Raw genomic sequence first — 18,192 nt, forward strand, 5'->3', positions numbered from 1 at the left:
TTCGATGATCGGAAGGCGACGCAGCCCACATGAAGTTCACCGACGGGTACTGGCAGGTCCGTCCCGGCACCACCATCCTGAGACCGCAGTTCGTCGACGACGCGATCGTCGGCGAACGGAGCCTGCGCGTCTTCGCCGCGACCGCACCGATCGCCACGCGCGGGGACACCCTGAACCGTCCGATGGTGAGCTTCACGTTCGACTCGCCGATGGACGACGTCGTCGGGGTGCGGATCGACCACTTCACCGGCGGCCGTGAGCTCACGCCCAGCTTCGCGCTCCACCGTGACGAGGCGCCCGTGCGCGTGGAGACGACCGGCGGCACCCCGCCAGAGCGCGTGGCCGGCAACGGGCACCCGCCTCATGACCGACGGAACGCGACGCTGACCGCCGGAGACCTGAGCGCCCGCGTCAACCTCGACGGCGGGTGGCACCTGGAGTTCCTCGCGGGCGGCCGCGTGCTCACCTCCTCCGAGGACCGCAGCGTCGGGCTGATCTCGCGCGACGACGGCACCCATTTCGTGCGCGAGCAGCTCATGGCCGGCGTCGGCGAGCACGTGTACGGGCTGGGGGAGCGGTTCGGGCCACTGGTCAAGAACGGCCAGTCGGTCGACATCTGGAACGCCGACGGCGGCACCGCCAGCGACCTCGCCTACAAGAACGTGCCGTTCTACCTCACCGACCACGGCTACGGCGTCTTCGTCGACCACCCGGAACGCGTCTCCTTCGAGGTGGGCACCGAGGTGGTCTCCCGCGTGCAGTTCAGCGTCGAGGGCCAGTCGCTGCAGTACTACGTCATCTACGGCCCCACGCCGAAGGAGATTCTGCGCAAGTACACGGCGTTGACGGGTCGGCCGGCCCGCGTGCCGGCGTGGTCGTACGGGACCTGGCTGTCGACGTCGTTCACCACGGACTACGACGAGGAGACGGTGACCTCGTTCGTGGACGGCATGGCGGAGCGGGACCTGCCGCTCAGCGTCTTCCACTTCGACTGCTTCTGGATGCGCCGCTTCCACTGGTGCGACTTCGTGTGGGACCCCGCGACCTTCCCGGACCCTGAGGGCATGCTTCGACGGCTCAAGGCCAAGGGGCTGAAGATCTGCCTGTGGACCAACCCGTACATCGCGCAGCGCTCGCACCTGTTCGACGAGGGCAAGGCACTCGGCTACCTCGTCACCCGCGCGGACGGCTCGGTCTGGCAGTGGGACATGTGGCAGGCCGGCATGGCACTGGTGGACTTCACCAACCCGGACGCCACGGCCTGGTACATCGACAAGCTGCGCAGCCTGCTGCACCAGGGCGTCGACGCGTTCAAGACCGACTTCGGAGAGCGGATCCCGACCGACGTCGTCTGGCACGACGGTTCGGACCCGGAGCGGATGCACAACTACTACACGCACCTGTACAACGAGGCGGTCTTCCGGCTGCTCGAGGAGGAGCGCGGCAAGGGCGAGGCCGTGCTCTTCGCCCGGTCCGCCACCGCCGGAGGCCAGCAGTTCCCGGTGCACTGGGGCGGGGACTGCGAGTCGACGTTCGTGTCCATGGCGGAGTCGTTGCGCGGCGGGCTGTCCCTGGCGGCGTCCGGCTTCGGGTTCTGGAGCCACGACATCGGCGGCTTCGAGGGCACGCCCGATCCGGCCGTGTTCAAGCGGTGGGTCGCGTTCGGGATGCTCTCCTCGCACTCGAGGTTCCACGGCTCGGACTCCTACCGGGTGCCCTGGGCCTTCGACGAGGAGGCCGTCGAGGTCACCCGCGCCTTCAGCAAGCTGAAGATGACGCTCATGCCGTACCTCATGGCCCTGGGCGAGGAGGCGCACCGAGACGGCGTGCCGATCATGCGCCCGATGGTGCTGGAGTTCCCCGAGGACCCGGGTGCCGCGACTGTGGAGACCCAGTACATGCTGGGCGAGAGCCTGCTCGTGGCGCCGGTGTTCTCGGCCTCCGGCGAGGTCGACGTCTACCTCCCCCCAGGGACGTGGACCGACGCGCTGACCGGGGAGAAGATCGTCGGACCGCGATGGGTCCACCAGGTCCACGACTTCATGTCCGTGCCGCTGCTCGTGCGTGCGGGCACCGTGCTGCCGGTCGGCGCCGTGACCGACCGGCCCGACTACGACTACGCGGAGCGGCTCACCCTGCGGGTCTACGAGCTGACCGACGGCGAGTCCCGGACCGTCGTCGTGCCCACGCCCGACGGCGAACCGGGAGCGACGTACGTCGTCAGCCGGGACGGCGACGAGATCCGCGCGGTGGCCGACGGCACGGACAGGCCGTGGTCGCTGCACGTCATCGGCGCGGGCGAGCCCGTGCACGCCGACGCCGGCGACCTGGTCCTCTCGGCCGCCGCCACCCACCCCTCCGGTGAGCTGTCACTCCCTCGCTGAGTCGCTGCCGCACTGCCGCACTGCCGCACTGCCGCACTGCCGCACTGCCGCAGTGCTGCACTGCCGCACTGCTGGAGTGCAGCGCTTCAGCGGAAGCGTCTCTCCCGGCGAGGTTGACACTCGCGCTGTCCATGCCGGCGAGGTGACGGCTCCGTCGACCAGGTGAGCACGCTTCAGCCGGAGCGCGGGAAGTGGTCTGAGACGGGCGCTCGGGCGGTCAGGCGCTCGGGCCGTCAGGCGAGGCGCTCGACCAGGTAGTCCACGCACTCCGTGAGCGCGCGGACGTCCTCCGGATCGACGGCGGGGTACATGCCGACGCGCAGCTGGTTCCGGCCGAGCTTGCGGTACGGCTCGGTGTCGACGATCCCGTTCTGGCGCAGCTGTGCCGACACCGCGGCGGCATCGACGGACTCGGCCAGGTCGACCGTGCCGACCACCGGGGAGCGGTGCGCCGGGTCGGCGACGAACGGTTTTGCCCACTCGCGCCGCTGAGCCCAGCCGTAGAGAATGTCCGCGGACGAGGCGGACCGATCGGAGGCCCAGGCCAGGCCGCCGCGCTCGTTCAGCCAGTCCAGCTGCTCCGCGAGCATCACCAGCGTGGCCACCGCCGGCGTGTTGAGGGTCTGGTTCTTCCGGGAGTTCTCCACGGCCGGTGCGAGGTTGAGGAATTCCGGCACCCATCGGCTCGCCGTCACCTCCGCGATCCGCTCCAGCGCGGCGGGGGAGACGACGGCGAGCCAGAGGCCGCCGTCGGAGGCGAGCACCTTCTGCGGCGCGAAGTAGTAGACGTCGGTCTGGGTCAGGTCGACGCGCTGCGCGCCGGCGATCGACGTCGCGTCGACCACCGTCAGCGCGCCATCGCCATCGCCATCGCCATCGCCATCGACCCTCGACACCGGAGACACCACACCCGTCGAGGTCTCGTTGTGCGGGTACGCGTAGACGTCGACACCCTCGGCCGGCGCGCACCGCGCCAGCTCCCCCGGCGGCGCGGCGCGGATGTCGGACGGCGCCAGGAACGGAGCGCCGTCGGTCGAGGCCGCGAACTTCTGGCCGAACTCACCGAACGCGGCGTGCTGCGCGCGCTCGCGGACCAGGCAGAAGGCCGCGGCGTCCCAGAACGCCACCGCGCCACCGTTGCCGAGGATGACCTCGTACCCGTCGGGCACCTCGAGGAGCGCCGCGATGCCCTCACGCACCCGACCCACGAGACTGCGCACCGGCGCCTGCCGGTGCGAGGTCCCCAGCACCGTGCGTCCGAGCGCGGAGACCATGTCGGCCTGGGCGGGGCGGACCTTCGACGGGCCGGACCCGAAGCGGCCGTCGGCGGGCAGCAGGTCGGGGGCGATCGGAACGGTTTCCATGGCGCCCGATCCTGCCACCTCGGCACGCGCGATCCGCCGTCGTCTCGCCGGTCGTGCGACCCGCCCAGTGCCACCGGCGCTCGCGAAAGGTGCGGCTCGCACGCATCCCGTGGCAACCTTCGCCCTGACGCTCGCGACGGAAAGGGCCCGGCAGGCATGAATGCAGACCGCGACGAGCCCGGCACCGGCTCCGCCGTGCCCGCCGACACCCCGGCCACGCCTACCGGGCGCGCAGCCCGCCGGAACCGGCGCCGCCAAGGCCTGGTCGCCGTCGTGCTCGGGACCATCCTGTCGGCGGCCCTTCTCCTCTACGACTCCGTCGTCGCGGGGGCCCTTGCCTCCCCACCCGAGCCGACGGTCGCGCCGATCGACGCGTCGTCCGGGGAGGTGACCGCCTTCCCCGTCCCGGGCACCGCCACCGTCATGCCCGCCGTCGAGCTGAGTTTCCGCGGCACCACCGACCTCTCCGGCCTCAGCGTCGTCGGCAAGGTCTCCGGCGAGCACACCGGGTCCGTGGTCGAGCACGGCGACGGTGACGGCGCCAGCTGGGTCCCGGATGAGTCCTTCACCCAAGGGGAGCAGATCACCGTTTCCACGGACCTGGCCATCCGTGGCTCGGACGGCGGCAGCTACACGCTCACCGTGGCCGAGCTCGGCGACCGGCCCGAGCTCGAAGAACCGCCGGTGTCCCAGGCCCGGGTGAACGCCGACACCGACGAGGGCGAGGTCCCCGCCGAGCTGGTCCACCAGTTCGTCTCCGAGCCGGGCCTCGAGCCGCCGCTGGTCGAGGTGAGCGGCCCCGAGGCCGGGACGACGACGCCGCCGCCCTCCGGCGAGGACGCCTCGCCCGGCATGACCGCGATCGGCGTGAAGAACGGGTACACCCAGAAGGGACCGATGCTCGTCGACGACGCCGGCCAGCCCGTCTGGTTCCACCCGCTCGACGGCGTCGACGCCCGCGACGTCCAGGTCCAGACACTCCACGGCGAGCCCGTCCTGACCTGGTGGGAGGGCCTCCAGCCCATCGGATACGGGTACGGCGAGTCCGTCGTCGTCGACCAGAGCTACCGCGAGGTGGCGCGCTTCGACATGGCGAGCGGCTACGACGCCGACTCCCACGAGACCCGGCTCACGGATCGCGGCACGGCCCTGATGATCGCGTACGAGCCGGTGCGGATGGACACCGCGCACGTCGGCGGAAGCACGCGCGGGCAGGCCGTCGACAACGTGATCCAGGAGATCGACATCGAGACCGGCGCGTTGCTCTTCGAGTGGCACAGCATCGGCCAGGTCGGTCTGAACGAGTCCTACCTTGAGATGGACGACAGCCCGTACGACTACTTCCACGCCAACTCCGTGGAGGTCGACGACGACGGCGATCTCCTCATCTCCGCCCGGCACACGTGCGCGGCGTACAGCGTCGACCGCGAGACGGGCATTCTCGAGTGGCGCCTCGGCGGTACCGACTCGGACTTCGCGATGGGGGAGGATGCGACCTTCCTCAAGCAGCACGACGTCCGCCGCGTCGCCGACGGTGCGATCACCCTCTTCGACAACGGGGGGACGTGCGGGGAGCAGACCCGGGAGGTCAGCCGCGGCATCGCCCTGGATGTGGACGAGGAGGCCATGACGGCCGAGCTGGTCCGCGAGGTGTATCACCCGGACGAGCTGTTCGCGCAGAGCCAGGCCAACTACCGCGAGCTGCCCGGGGTGGGGGCTCAGCTCGGCTGGGGCAACCAGCCGCGCTGGAGCCTGATGGACGAGGACGGCGAGGTGATGATCGACGCGAGCCTCCCCGACGACCTGAGGCTGAGCTCGTACCGCGCCCAGCGCGTGGAGTGGACGGCCACGCCCACGACCGATCCGGCCGCTGTGCTCGCCGACGGCGCCGTGCACGTGAGCTGGAACGGTGCCACCGAGGTGGCCTCGTGGCGGGTCAGTGCCGACGGGGAGGAACTGACGACGGCGGATCGTGCCGGCTTCGAGACCTCCGTCGCCGTGCCCGACGGCGTCCGCGCGAACGATCTGGTCGTCGAGGCGCTCGACGCCGACGGCGCGGTGCTGGGTTCGGCAGACGTGACCGGCTGACGACCCGCGACGTGGCAGCTTCAGGCCATGGCAGGGATGTGCCACCCGGTTCAGGTTTCGGTGGGGGTCCGGTCGTTCTACGTTGATAAGACGTCGGCGGTACCGGGGTCGGGGTCCCTTGGCCCCGGTTCCGCGCGACGACGTCGTCGACGACGGCGCATCTCGACGACCGGGTTGATCCGCACCAGCCCGGTACCAGGGACGTACCGATCCGGCCGTGTCTCCCCGGTCCGGCCGGATCGGTATCGTCCCCGTCGAGCGTCCGGCTCGTCCTCGGTCGCCACCGGGGTCCCGACGTCATCTCGTTCTCGACGTTATTCCTTCTCGTGGCCTTGGCCTCCCTGTTGCACCGTGGGCCCTGACGATCCGTAGCATGTCCGACGGCGTGACGGACCGGTCTGTCGACCGTTGCCGCCGTCGCGCGCCGCTGTCGAGAACTCCCGAAAGGCAGGACCCATGACCTCCCAGGACCTCATGGAGGCCGCAGGCCGTGCCCTCGGAACGCCGGTGACCGCCGCTGCGGTGGCGGGTATCGTGGACCACACCCTCCTCAAGCCCGAGGCCACGGCCGAGCAGGTCGACGCGCTCGTGGCGGACGCCCGCGAGCTCGGCGCCTACTCGGTCTGCATCTCACCGTCGATGCTTCCGCTGCGGAACGCCAACGGCATCAAGGTCGCCGCCGTCTGCGGGTTCCCGTCCGGGGCCCATCACGCCGAGGTCAAGGCCGCCGAGGCGGCGGGCTGCGTCGGGGACGGCGTGGACGAGATCGACATGGTCGTCAACCTCGCGCTCGCGACCACCGGTCGGTACCGCGCGGTGGAGGCCGAGATCGCTGCGGTGCGAGAGGCCGCCACCACCCCCGTGGTCCTCAAGGTGATCATCGAGTCGGCGGCGCTGACCGACGAGCAGATCGTCGGGGTGTGCCGGGCCGCCGAGGCCGCGGGTGCCGACTTCGTCAAGACCTCCACCGGATTCCATCCCGCCGGCGGTGCCAGCATCCACGCCGTCGAGCTCATGGCCGAGACCGTCGGCCGCCGGCTCGGCGTCAAGGCCTCCGGCGGCATCCGCACCACCGGGACCGCGCTGGAGATGATCGCCGCGGGCGCCACCCGCCTGGGTCTGTCCGGCACGCGCGCGGTGGTGGAGGACCTGCCCACCTGAGGCTCCACGCACGTGGCGCGAGGCGCGACCGCCGGTGACCGGCAGCGAGGGCCACTCGAAACACCGAGGGCTACAGCTGCAACTGTCGCCCTCGGGTGTCTCGAGTAGCCCTCGCCGCGTCAGCCGCGCCGGCGCCTCGCGCCGTGACCCGCGCCGGCGCCTCGCGTCAGCCGCGCAGCGTCGCCTGCACCTCGAGCACGTGCGCGGACCACCCGGCGGTGCGCCCGCAGACATAGAGCGCGCACATCAGCTGCGGCGCCACCCCGAGCTGGTCGAGCAGGACGGCGCCCCAGAACATCGTGTTCGGCGCCCGCTCGTCCCGGCTCACGCCACGCTCCGCGAGCAGCTCGTCCGCCGCCGCCACGACGGCGTCCGCCGCCTCGAGATGCCTCGCGCCGGCCGAGACGCACGCCTCGCGCAGCACCCGCGCCCGCAGGTCGGCCGGCAGGCCCTCACCGAATCCGGGCAGGGCGCCGTAGCGGTCCACGTACGCCTCGACGACGGCCCGCGCCCGACCGGTGCGCTCGGCCTCCTCGACGACGGCGAGCCCGCGCGCCACCGCACCGCCAAGGAACGGGCTGCCCGCCACGGCCACGGCGGCCGCCAGGCACGAGGCGACGTCGGAGCCTACCTCCGCGGCCAGCCTCGCCGTCCGGGTCGACGGCGAGTGCCCGTTCTCCGCCACCGCCAGCCAGAAGGCGTCCAGGGCGCGGACCGCGGCCGGGTCGGCACTGCCCCGCCAGCGCACCAGGAACCGCTCGGTCACCGTGCTCGCGAGGTCGACCTCGCGCTGCGGCACCGCTGGTACATGCTCGCCGCGGCCGGACTGCGCCACGAAGCTCAGCGTCATCGCCGAGGCTCGGGCGAGGTTGTCGCGGGCGAGCGAGGGAGAGATCTCGCTGAGCGGCCGATAGGACCACGCCGGCGCGAGCTGGGCCAGCGCGGAGATCACGTCGACACGTGTGTCACCCGTGCGGACCGGCAGGTTGTACGGCTCCGCGGGCGGCAGACCGCGGGCGGAACCGACGAGGTGCCCCCACAGCTGGTCGAAGGGCATCCCGACGACCCGGCCGAGAGGCATTCCGCGATAGCGGGGCTCGCCGTCGCCGTCGACGGAGAAGATCGGGGCGTCGGACTCGGGCCTAACCCGTTCCGGTGGTGTGGCGGCCATCACGGCGCACAATAGGCGGGCGCGCTCGCTGCGACGAAATCCGCTCGACCGGCGCGGCGGGCGCCGCCCTCGGTGGGACGCAGGAGTCGCCGTCGTCCCTATCCTGGGGGCAGCAGGTCCCGCCGGTCGGCGCCGGGCCGAGGCACGTAAGGAGCGGGCGTTGAGCGACCTCATCGATACCACCGAGATGTATCTCAAGACGGTGTACGAGCTGGAGGAGGAGGGAATCGTCGCGCTGCGCGCGCGGATCGCCGAACGCCTCGGCCACTCCGGACCGACCGTCTCCCAGACCGTCGCCCGCATGGAGCGGGACGGTCTGCTGCTGCTCACGGACAACCGTCGGTTGCAGCTGACCGACGAGGGCCGGCAGAAGGCGATCCACGTGATGCGCAAGCACCGGCTGGCGGAGCGGCTGCTCATCGACGTCATCGGCCTGGACTGGCCGCACGTCCACGAGGAGGCGTGCCGGTGGGAGCACGTGATGAGCGAGCAGGTCGAGCGCCGCCTGGTCGATCTCCTCGACCACCCGCACATCGACCCCTACGGCAACCCGATCCCCGGTCTCGAGGAGCTGGGGGAGGGGCACACCAGCGCGCCGGACCGCCCCGGACTCGCACTCACGGACGTCGTCGCCGCGAGCTCGCCCGACGGCCTACCGGGCCGGCCGCCTGCCGCCGGCGCTACCGATGGTCGCGCCGCAGCCAGGGAGGTCGTCCTGGAGCGGATCGGCGAGCCGCTGCAGGTCGACGTCGAGCTGCTCGCCCGGATGGCGGACGCCGGGCTGCACCCGGGTGTGCGCCTCGAGCTGCGGGTGCTGCCGGCGGGTGACGTGGTCGCCCTGCACGCACCGGGTGCCGAGGTCGAGCTCGAGGTCCCCGACGAGATCGCCAGACACCTTTTCGTCACCACCTGAAGACGGTCATCCGAAGACGCTCGAGCGGCTTGTGAGCAGTGTTCGGGCCGCGCGCGAGTCGGTCCTGAATCGCCTCCGGGCCGCTCTGGGCCGCGCCTGAGCGACGCCGCGTGGGGCGCTGATGATGACGTTCGACACGGTCCGTGATCGAAATGTGACAACAGGGTGAACGTGTGGGTACTGTGCGACCGTTCCACGGACCCTCCTCGTGGAGCCTCCGGAGCGGGTCGCCGAACCCTGCTGCCGCCTCGGAGTCGGTGCGATAGATCGGTCGGCAGGGCCGGGGGAACCAGTTTGTTCGGTGTCTGGCAACGCGTCCGCGCGGGACAGACACCTGGGGTGAAGCACGAGCCGTCATGGTCGTGCCGGGCCGCTCCGGCCCGAACCCGACAGCTCACCTCGTAGGCGGTCAGGAGAGGTTCCTTTTTGTCCGACGTCTCGCTCAAGGGCAGGCACCGCGCATCCGTGCGCCCGGTGACCCCCCTTGCCCGCCTGTCCTTCTCCCCGCGTCGCGGGATGCTCACCGTCGCCTCCTCCGGGCTGGCACTGACCATGGCGGCCTCCTCCGCGGCCGCCGCGCCGGAGTCCGGCACCACGAAGGCGCAGCCCAAGGCTGACGTCGCCGCGGTGACCGAGCAGGCCCGCGCCGCGCTGGTCACCACGCCGGCCGTCCAGACCCCGGCCGACGTCAGCTGGTCCGTCGACGCCGCCGATGCGGAGGCCACGCCGCCCCCGCCCCCGCCCGAGCCGGAGCCCGAGCCGGTCGTCGAGCGCACCACCGAGGTCTCGCGCGACACCTACCGCGAAGACGTCTCGAGCGAGGCGACGGCGCAGACCGCCGCCGAGGCACCCGAGCCCCAGACCCAGACGGCCCCGCCGTCCGGCGCGGGCTCCTCGATCGTCAGCATCGCCCGCCAGTACGTCGGCGTCCCGTACGTCTACGGCGGCGCCACCCCGGCCGGCTTCGACTGCTCCGGCTTCACCCAGTACGTGTACGCCCAGGCCGGCATCTCGCTGCCGCGCTCCTCCAGCGCGCAGCGCTACGCCGGGACTGTCGTCTCGGCCTCCGAGGCGCAGCCGGGCGACCTGATCTGGTCCCCCGGCCACATCGGGATCTACACCGGCAACGGCCAGCACATCGCCGCCCGCAGCCCGGGCACGGGGCTGTACGAGTCCCCGATCTACATGTCCAACCCGGTCTTCATCCGCGTCGGCTGACGCCGGACCCGAGGACGTCCGCTCCGCGACGCGGAGCACGAGATCGCACCACAGGCCCACCCCGCGCGGGGTGGGCCTGTGGCGTATCTGTGCGGCGCCCATGACGTGGGACGGTGCCGTGCCGTGCGGCTCTGCCGTGAGACGCGTAGATGGTTCTGCTTCACAGGTCCCTCCGCCCAGTTATGGTTCGGGGGATGGCAGGCCACGGCCGTCGGCCGGTCAACGAAGGAGGCGGCACCATGACCCGCGAGAAGGTTGTCGTAGTCGGTGTCGACGGTTCCGAGGCCAGCCTCGGCGCGGTCGACTGGGCAGTTGCCGAAGCCCGGCGCGCGGACTGGCGCCTGCACATCGTCTGCGCCTATGCGTTGCCCTCCTTCACCGCCGCATCGCTCGACGGCGGCTATGCGGCGATGGACGACACCGCCATCCACGCCGGCGCGCAGACCGTGGTCGACGAGGCCGTGGCACGTGCGGACCAGTCCGGCCTCGCGGTGACCTCGGCGCTGGAGACCGGCGACCCGGCCGGCGTGCTGGTCGACCTCTCCCGAGAGGCCAGCATGGTGGTCGTCGGCACACGCGGGGGAGGAGGATTCACCGACCGTCTGCTCGGCACGGTGTCCTCGGCGCTGCCCGCGCACGCGCACTGCCCCACGGTCGTGGTGCCACTCCGGTCGACCTCTCGGGACTACACCCCCGTGCGCCGCATCGTCGTCGGTGTCGACGGCTCCGAGTCGGCCCGGGTGGCCCTGCGCCGCGCGGTGGACGAGGCGATCATGTGGGACGCCGAGCTGAGCGCCGTGGCGGCGGTGCCCATCGCGACCGGCGCCGGAGCGATGGCCTGGCTCCCGGCCGCCGTCGACCGTGAGGACGTGCTCGCCGACGTCCGTGAGGGTCTGCGGGTGGCCGTCGAGTCCGCCGTCGGGGACCGCGAGCTCGCAGTCCGCCAGCACGCCCTGGACGGCAACGCGGCGGCGCTCATGGCGGAGTTCTCCACGGCGGTCGAGCTCGTGGTGGTCGGTTCGCGCGGCCGCGGCGGCTTCGCCGGCCTGCTGCTCGGCTCGACCAGCCAGGCGGTGCTGCAGCACGCGGCGTCGCCGGTGATGGTGGTGCCGGCCCGGTCGGTCGACGAAGGGCTCAGCCCGACCGACGTGCCCTGGAACCGCTGACACCCTGTTCGCCCGTGGCGGGTCCGGGGCCGCGGTGACGGCTGCGGGCTGCGAGGCCACTCGTGGCGCCGAGGGCTACTGGTGCAGCTGTGGCCCGCGGTGGTTTCGAGTAGCCCTCGCTGAGGACGGGGCCGCCGGCGACCTTCAGGACACCTCGGCGCGGCGACGGCGGAGCACGGCCGCGAGCGTGTCGAGGGCCAGGTCCAGCTCCGCGCGTTCGATCGTCAGGGGCGGCGCGAGCCGGTTGGTCGCCCCGTGGGCGTCCTTGGCGAGCACCCCCTCCGCCGCGAGCAGCGCGGCGACCGGGTTTGGATAGCGCTCAGCCCTCCGGCGCGAGCACCTCGGTCCGATTGCCGAATGCGTCGCGGCAGTGGAAGCGCTGGTAGCCCTCGAAGGTGTGACGCTCTCTCCAGTCGATCTCGAAGCCGAGAGCAGCGATGCGCTCGGCTGTCGCCTCCAGTTCAGTGATGCTGTCGAGCGCGAGTCCAGGATGCGCCTTCTTCGCCGGCACGAATGGCTCGTCCACACCAAGGTGTAGCTCGGCGACGACCGACACACCATCGTGGGCGCGGAACCAACATCCGCCCCGCCCGGCGAGGGGCGCTGGTTTGTCCACCTCCGTGAGTCCCAGACCATCCTCGTAGAAGCGCCGCGCCTGTTCTTCGCCACCGGCCGGCATCGAGACCTGGACGTGGTGGAGTCGCATCACTTCTCCGACGGTTCGACGACTATGTCGACATCAAGATACCTCAGTGCATCTGCAAAGGGCGCGGGGCCTGCTACCGCGGCGGATTGTTGGCGCGAAGTGGTTCCGTCCGGCCCTCATACACCCTGCCCCTCAAACACCTAGAGAGCGAACAACACGATTGCGATAGCCGCAGCGATCGCAATCACGAAGCCGACAAGGTAAACCCAAGGCCGTCGTGGCGTTGATCGTCGGCCGTCACGAAAGCTTGGTTGCAGGGGGTTCTGGTTCATGCCAGGACGCATTCCGAGGTGAGGGCCGGCATTTTTGGTCTTCTTGTATTGACTGGTATTGGCATGGTTCTCGCCGCTGACAGCACCACTTCTCGGGTGTTGGGTGTTCTTTTGGTTATCATTTCGTTGGTAGGTGTCATAGCGTCATGGTGGGGCTGGTCTCACAAGGAGAAAGACATGTGAGGAGCATGCGCAGGCTTGATGGGGATGTAGGCCGCAGCGACTCCCAGCCAGCTTGAAACGTAGGCTGCATCAGTTCCGGTGAGGTCGGTGTTGGCTGCCGCGTGACAGAGTCTCACGTCGCGAGGGTTGCTGATCGGCTGAGGAGCCAGTGGAGTACAGGAGCCAGTCAAGAGGTGGCGCCTATCACTGCAACGTGCCACAGTTGCAAGTGGCACCGCACGTCTGGTGTTACTACTTCCTACTCGGTACGCGGATGCGAGGCACTCCGATGGCTGCCGCCCCTCTACGCGAGAACGTCTTCGCCGACGACGAGCAGCGTGCTGAGGCCAGCGCGCTGGTTGCTCGGCTTGAGGACTCGATGCAGCCTCAGCAGGCGGACGTCACGCTGCCGTCCAGCCTCCACCTGTCCAAGGGGTTCGCCCGGCTCCTGGCGACTGTTCTGACGAAGATTGCGGAGGGCCGTACGGTCACGGTCGGTTCGCTACCTCAGGAACTGACGACCACCGTGGCCGCAGAGCAACTGGGCATCTCTCGCACGACCCTGATGAAGCACATCCGGTCCGGGCGGCTCGCCTCTCATGAGGTCGGTACCCACACGCGGCTTTGGACGAAGGATGTGCTTGATTTCCGCCGCGAACTAATCCAGGCCCAGCGGGCTTCTCTCGACGCGCTCCTCGCGATGGAGGACGAGCTCGACATCCGGTGACGGGGTCGCAACCTCGGGCGGACACTAGCCTTCTAACGTAGTCTCCCGAATTCTCGTCGACGCGAACGTCCTGTTCTCACGAACGCTGCGTGACTGGCTGCTGCAGCTGCAGCTGCAGCTGCAGGTCGGAGACGAGGGCGGGATGTTCACAAGCTGTTGGACCGTCGACATCCTGGCCGAAACCATCGCGAGTATTCGCAAAGACGACCCCCACCTGTCCGGCGGTGCGGTGACGGTACTCCACGACCGAATCGTCGGGTCGATGACCGAGCGGATCGACGACTACACCCCGACGACCGACGATCCCATCGCCGACGTCTTCGACCGACACGTGCATGCTGCGGCCCTTGCGGGTCAGGTACACATCGTGATGACGCAAGACAATGGCTTCCTCAAGCTTCCCACTGCTACGACCGACAAGTTGGCCTACGAATCTGCACGCCAGATGAAGTCTTCCTCCTGGTTGATGACCGGAAGCCTGAGCTCGTTCGCGCCGTCGCGAAGCAGACCTGGGAGTACTGGCGGCGAAAAGACCCAAGCTCGGACGTGCCGGCAAGACTCGAACAGTGTGGATGCCCAGCGTCGCGCAGCGGGTTCGTGACCACATTGCCCAGATGCGCTAAGGGCGCCAAGATCGGTCGACAGGCGTCGATGTCTCAGTGCCCCGCGCGGTTTCGCAGCGAGTCCCGGGCACTCAGGGCATCTGTCCGTGCACGTCGTCAGGCCCGGTTCAGCCGCCGGGCGCCGTCATCTACTAGGTCTTCTTCGGCGACTTCTTCGTCGTGCGGGCCGCGGGGGTGCTTTTGTTGATCCCATGCATCCGCCGGCGGGGATTGCTCAGCCGGGCCCGGCAGAGCCCGGTGAGCGTTGATTGGAAGGGTGATGTCTCACTCCATAGCTATCTCAGGTTGGCGCGCGCTCACGGTGGGTAGCCCGGGACAAGGTCGCGTGATCGAGGCGGTTGGGCGTCATCGCCGCAAGAATGGGCCACCGATGGCCAGCGTGCTAGCCACCGATTCCGACGGTCTAGGCCGCGTGAGATGGCGACTCGCCGAGCCCGCCACCCCAGACGCTTGGGACTACAAGCCGCTTGTTCAGGTGACACGGTCCGACTTCCCGATCTGTCCGATTTGCCGGTGGGAAGGCGATCTGACGGACGAGCACGTGCCGCCTGCGCGACTGGGAGGCGCCGTGCTTACCCGTACCTGTGCCGCCTGCAACAATGCCTTCGGCAGTTATGAGGACACCCTCCTCAAGCGGTCGGAGCAGCGTTACACCATGGCGGTGCGAGGCCCCGGCATTAGCAACGAGCGGCGAATCAGCGATGTGATCGTGCGGCGTGACGACGCTGGCCGCGAGATGCTGACGACCTGGAACGGGTTCTGGCCAGACTGGTTCACGCCCGTCTTCACAGACACCGGGTACGAGTACCGGCTGGAGCAGCCTTGTGCCTGCTGGGCATACGCGGCAGCGCTAAAGAACGCCTACCTCGCCGCCTGTGCGCTTGCACCGGACGTGGTGCTGAAACCTGGCCAGTGGCCGGTCGCTGACTCCCTACGGCAACAACTACTGAACTGGCGCGACAGCGATGAACACCTGACCCTCGCAGCTCACTTCAATCGTATACAGGTGCGGTACGAAGAGCCACGGCTCGATAAGCCGGCGGTCACTCTTTGCCAGGCCACGCACCGCCAGACAGGTGAACGGCGTCAGGTGATCTGGATGGGTTGGCATTTGGTGGTCGAGTGGCCCATCGACAGGGCTCGAATATCGCTCACCGACGAGTGACTAAGCCGCAACGAGAATCGACGCCACACGCCAGTGACTCCGGACCAGTTCGCCCTTAGCGTCGAGGAGATGCGGGCGATACTCGCCGCGCGAGTGAACCCATTCGAACCGGCGCTAGACCCATCAGGAGACGCCCGTAAGCCGGTCCCTACTGGGGCGCGCGGTCTCATGGTGTTGGTGCAATGGGTTGGCTACCGGGCAGGGTGATGGGGTGTTCGAGAACTTCAGTGCTGAAATGGTCGATGCCGGTGGGTTGGAGTTGTTCGTCCGCCACGGCGGAGCTGGCCCAGCCGTCCTGTTGCTACACGGGCATCCTCGCACCTCGTCCACGTGGCATCGGGTCGCTCCTCAGCTGGTCGAGCAGGGGCTCACGGTGGTGTGCGCCGACCTTCCCGGGTACGGCCGGTCCGGCAAGCCCACGCCGACGCCCGACCACTGGGCTCACTCCAAGACGGCCGGCGCCAGGCGCTTGGTGACCGCCATGCACGAACTTGGTCACGACCGGTTCGCCGTCGTGGGCCACGACCGGGGCAGCTACTACGCCCTGCGAATGGCATTGGACCACCTCGACTGCGTCACTCGCGTGGCGTTGTTGGACTGTCTGCCGATCAGCGAGCATCTGGACCGTGCCGACGCGCGGTTCGCCACGGCGTGGTGGCACTGGTTCTTTTTTGCCCAGCCCCACTTGCCGGAGCGGGTCATCACCGCCGACCCAGGTGCCTGGTACCGCGGCGATCCCGACTCGATGGGTGTGGAGAACTACGATGAATGGCGCGCCGCGATCAACGATCCCGAAGTAGTGCGCGGCATGTTGGAGGACTACCGGGCCGGATTGACTGTCGACGCCGACCACGAGAGAGCCGACCGCGCAGCCGGGCGACGGGTTCGACAGCCGCTGCTCGTCCTGTGGTCCCTCCAAGACGACCTGGAAGAGCTCTACGGTGACCCCCTGGCGATCTGGCAGGACTGGGCAGACAACGTCACTGGGCACGGCATCGACTCCGGTCACCACGTCGCCGAGCAGGCCCCCGACGCCCTCGCACGGGAGGTCGGCGGCTTCCTCGTAACAGCATCCCAGTAGCCGGTCCCTCTCCGGGACAGGTCGTGACGCCTCGCGCCGCTAGGCCGCGCCGCGGAATTCCGCACGCGCCGGAGTCGCGTAAGACCCGTTCGTAAAAATGCGCGATGAGAGCTCCCTAAACGCTACAGTTCGGCGGATGGTGATCGGATACGCCCGCGTCTCGACGAACGAGCAGGACCTGACCGCCCAGCGCGAAGCGCTCTTCGCTCTCGGCGTGGACGCCGACGTGCTTTACGTCGACCACGGGCTGACCGGCGCGGATCGTGCTCGACCGGGACTGCGTGAAGAACTGGCCGCCTGCCGGGCCGGGGAAAAGCTCGTGGTCACCAAGCTCGATCGTCTCGCCCGGTCGCTCCCGGACGCCCGAGACATCGCGGACGAGCTCACCCGCAAGGGCGTCACCCTTATCCCTTACCCTCGGTGGGAGCCTGTACGACCCGACCCGACCCGACCCGGTCGGCCGGCTGCTGTTCAACGTCCTCGGCATGGTCGCCGAGTTCGGGGCCGACCTCATCCGCATGCGTACCCGCGAGGGCGTGGCGGTCGCCAAAGCGAAGGGCCGGCTGCGCGGCAAGCAGCCCAAGCTTTCGAAGTCACAGGAGGCGCACCTGGTAACCCGCACCGCGCGGGTAGCCACACCACCGCCGAGATCGCCAGCAGACGCATCATGTCGAGCATGACCTCAACTGCGTCGGCGGCAGGGGCGTTCGGAGGCGGATCGTCACCTGCCCTGACGGCTGCACGCTGCTTGGGTCCGCGATCACGACAACTCCGCATTGCTCTGGTAGGCGAGGCGGTGCAGGAGCGGTCTCCTGGTAGCGCACCAAGAGACCGCTCCTACCCGTGACGAACGTCGAATCAGGTGTGCCGACGCCTGATCGCCATCACCGCGCCGCCGAGGGACAACAGTACCGCCGCCACTGCGAGCGGACCGATCATCGCGGGCGCACCGGTCAGCGGTAGCTCACCGTCGCCGTCGAGCACTTCGATGGCGACCTCGGCGAGCAGGCTGCCGTCGGCTGCCCGGGCCTGGAGTCGGTGCGTTCCTGCAGTGAGATCCTCCGGGATGATCACGGTCGCTTCGGCCGTGCCATCGACGACCGCCATGGTCGTGAGCGTGCGGTTCTCGTTGGTGAGGCCGATCTTCACCTGCGTTCCGGGCGCATCAGTGACCCTCACCTCGACAGGGTCACCCGGCCGCACGGTCGCGTCGTCGACGGTGATCTCGGTGCTACGGTCCGACTCGGATGGCGGCTCTATCGGCTCCGGCTCGGTCGGCTCCGGGTCGGTCGGCTCCGGGTCCGGCGTTGGCTCGGGCGTGGGTTCCGGTGCCGGCATCGTCTCGAGACCGTTGATCGCAGCCTCGAGCGCCGCCAAGGCGTCATCGACCTGAGCCTGGTCCTTGGCGGCGGCGAGGGCTTCCTCGGCCCGCGGGAGAGCATTCCGGAGCGCTGCGACCGATTGCTCGGTGTAGGCGTCCAGCTCGATGGCCTTCGCCTCATCCACCTTCGCTGCCAACGCGGTGGTGTCCGGCTCGGCGCCCTCATCAAGGCACTCGTCGTAGGTGTCCGCGTCCGGACTGAATCGGAACCAGTCGAAGGTTGCCTCGATCTCGGGAGTCGACTCGCTGCCGCGGAAGGCGAACGGGCCGATGTGCGTGAATCCGGCCTCGGCCACGGAGATGTCCCTGCCGTAGCGTTCGAACGTCTCGCCGTCGTAGGAGACGCTGGCGCGAATGTCCTCGCCGTCACTGGTCAGGCGCAACCATGCCTCGTCCTGATGAACCTCAGGCGGATACTGATCGAGCCGGTTCTCGCCGTCACGGTGATAGACGAGTTCGATCCGGTGACCCGGTGTGGCGCGTCCGATGTTGAACTTCGCGTAGTGCGTGTCCGTGTTGTACAGGAGCAGGCCGCCCTGCTGGAACTTCTGTTCCGGATCTATCGTCAGCTTGGTGGTGACCTGCCACGGGCCCTCCGGCAGTTCCTGCT

15 protein-coding genes, 1 pseudogene and 1 riboswitch are annotated in these 18,192 nt (G+C 69.4%); of the genes and pseudogenes, 11 read left to right on the top strand and 5 right to left on the bottom strand.

The window, feature by feature from the left end; genetic code table 11:
- Nucleotides 1–29: 29 nt before the first annotated feature.
- Nucleotides 30–2,384, top strand: a complete 2,355-nt coding sequence (yicI, locus tag ABD907_RS01585) for an alpha-xylosidase (RefSeq protein WP_345214739.1) — start codon at nt 30–32, stop codon at nt 2,382–2,384.
- A 233-nt stretch (nt 2,385–2,617) separates the two neighbouring features.
- On the opposite strand, the gene serC is transcribed toward yicI, so the two are convergent.
- The gene (gene serC, locus ABD907_RS01590; protein WP_345214740.1) at nt 2,618–3,748 is read right to left on the bottom strand and encodes a phosphoserine transaminase; all 1,131 of its coding nucleotides are present in this window, start codon (nt 3,746–3,748) and stop codon (nt 2,618–2,620) included.
- A gap of 156 nt (nt 3,749–3,904) precedes the next feature.
- Here serC and ABD907_RS01595 point away from each other — a divergent pair, with 156 nt between their 5' ends.
- Nucleotides 3,905–5,836, top strand: coding sequence for an arylsulfotransferase family protein (locus tag ABD907_RS01595; RefSeq protein ID WP_345214741.1), 1,932 nt, complete (start codon nt 3,905–3,907; stop codon nt 5,834–5,836).
- Between the two features lie 456 nt (nt 5,837–6,292).
- Nucleotides 6,293–6,997 carry a deoxyribose-phosphate aldolase gene (deoC, locus tag ABD907_RS01600; protein WP_345214742.1) on the top strand — a complete coding sequence of 235 codons (705 nt, stop codon included), beginning with the start codon at nt 6,293–6,295 and terminating at the stop codon, nt 6,995–6,997.
- A gap of 166 nt (nt 6,998–7,163) precedes the next feature.
- On the opposite strand, the gene ABD907_RS01605 is transcribed toward deoC, so the two are convergent.
- Nucleotides 7,164–8,168, bottom strand: coding sequence for a citrate/2-methylcitrate synthase (locus ABD907_RS01605; RefSeq protein WP_345214743.1), 1,005 nt, complete (start codon nt 8,166–8,168; stop codon nt 7,164–7,166).
- A 160-nt stretch (nt 8,169–8,328) separates the two neighbouring features.
- Between ABD907_RS01605 and ABD907_RS01610 the strand changes: the two genes are divergently transcribed.
- From ABD907_RS01610 to ABD907_RS01620, 3 genes are all read left to right on the top strand, one after another.
- On the top strand, nt 8,329–9,081 hold the full coding sequence (locus tag ABD907_RS01610; RefSeq protein ID WP_345214744.1) for a metal-dependent transcriptional regulator: 753 nt from the start codon (nt 8,329–8,331) through the stop codon (nt 9,079–9,081).
- Between the two features lie 228 nt (nt 9,082–9,309).
- A riboswitch (cyclic di-AMP (ydaO/yuaA leader) is annotated at nt 9,310–9,502 on the top strand.
- A gap of 5 nt (nt 9,503–9,507) precedes the next feature.
- Nucleotides 9,508–10,299 carry a C40 family peptidase gene (locus ABD907_RS01615; protein ID WP_345214745.1) on the top strand — a complete coding sequence of 264 codons (792 nt, stop codon included), beginning with the start codon at nt 9,508–9,510 and terminating at the stop codon, nt 10,297–10,299.
- A 239-nt stretch (nt 10,300–10,538) separates the two neighbouring features.
- Nucleotides 10,539–11,465 carry a universal stress protein gene (locus ABD907_RS01620; protein ID WP_345214746.1) on the top strand — a complete coding sequence of 309 codons (927 nt, stop codon included), beginning with the start codon at nt 10,539–10,541 and terminating at the stop codon, nt 11,463–11,465.
- Nucleotides 11,466–11,609: 144 nt separating this feature from the next.
- On the opposite strand, the gene ABD907_RS01625 is transcribed toward ABD907_RS01620, so the two are convergent.
- Both ABD907_RS01625 and ABD907_RS01630 read right to left on the bottom strand, forming a co-directional pair.
- Nucleotides 11,610–11,741, bottom strand: a complete 132-nt coding sequence (locus tag ABD907_RS01625; protein ID WP_345214747.1) for a hypothetical protein — start codon at nt 11,739–11,741, stop codon at nt 11,610–11,612.
- Between the two features lie 43 nt (nt 11,742–11,784).
- A complete protein-coding gene (locus ABD907_RS01630) occupies nt 11,785–12,171 on the bottom strand; it encodes a VOC family protein (RefSeq protein WP_345214748.1) in 387 nt (128 codons plus the stop codon).
- Nucleotides 12,172–12,894: 723 nt separating this feature from the next.
- On the opposite strand from ABD907_RS01630, the gene ABD907_RS01635 reads away from it, so the two are divergent.
- The 5 genes and pseudogenes from ABD907_RS01635 (at nt 12,895) to ABD907_RS01655 (ending at nt 17,048) form a co-directional block, all read left to right on the top strand.
- Nucleotides 12,895–13,332 carry a helix-turn-helix domain-containing protein gene (locus ABD907_RS01635; RefSeq protein WP_345214749.1) on the top strand — a complete coding sequence of 146 codons (438 nt, stop codon included), beginning with the start codon at nt 12,895–12,897 and terminating at the stop codon, nt 13,330–13,332.
- Between the two features lie 142 nt (nt 13,333–13,474).
- Nucleotides 13,475–13,933 (top strand): hypothetical protein, encoded by a 459-nt coding sequence (locus ABD907_RS01640; protein ID WP_345214750.1) that lies wholly within the window; start codon nt 13,475–13,477, stop codon nt 13,931–13,933.
- Between the two features lie 347 nt (nt 13,934–14,280).
- Nucleotides 14,281–15,120, top strand: coding sequence for a hypothetical protein (locus ABD907_RS01645; RefSeq protein WP_345214751.1), 840 nt, complete (start codon nt 14,281–14,283; stop codon nt 15,118–15,120).
- Nucleotides 15,121–15,331: 211 nt separating this feature from the next.
- The gene (locus tag ABD907_RS01650; RefSeq protein ID WP_345214752.1) at nt 15,332–16,201 is read left to right on the top strand and encodes an alpha/beta fold hydrolase; all 870 of its coding nucleotides are present in this window, start codon (nt 15,332–15,334) and stop codon (nt 16,199–16,201) included.
- Nucleotides 16,202–16,337: 136 nt separating this feature from the next.
- Nucleotides 16,338–17,048, top strand: a pseudogene (locus tag ABD907_RS01655) (recombinase family protein).
- Between the two features lie 11 nt (nt 17,049–17,059).
- On the opposite strand, the gene ABD907_RS01660 reads toward ABD907_RS01655, so the two are convergent.
- Nucleotides 17,060–18,192 (bottom strand): beta-xylosidase family glycoside hydrolase (locus ABD907_RS01660; protein WP_345214753.1); only part of this gene is annotated, 1,133 nt, incomplete at its 5' end.

This window comes from Georgenia halophila, from assembly GCF_039541595.1.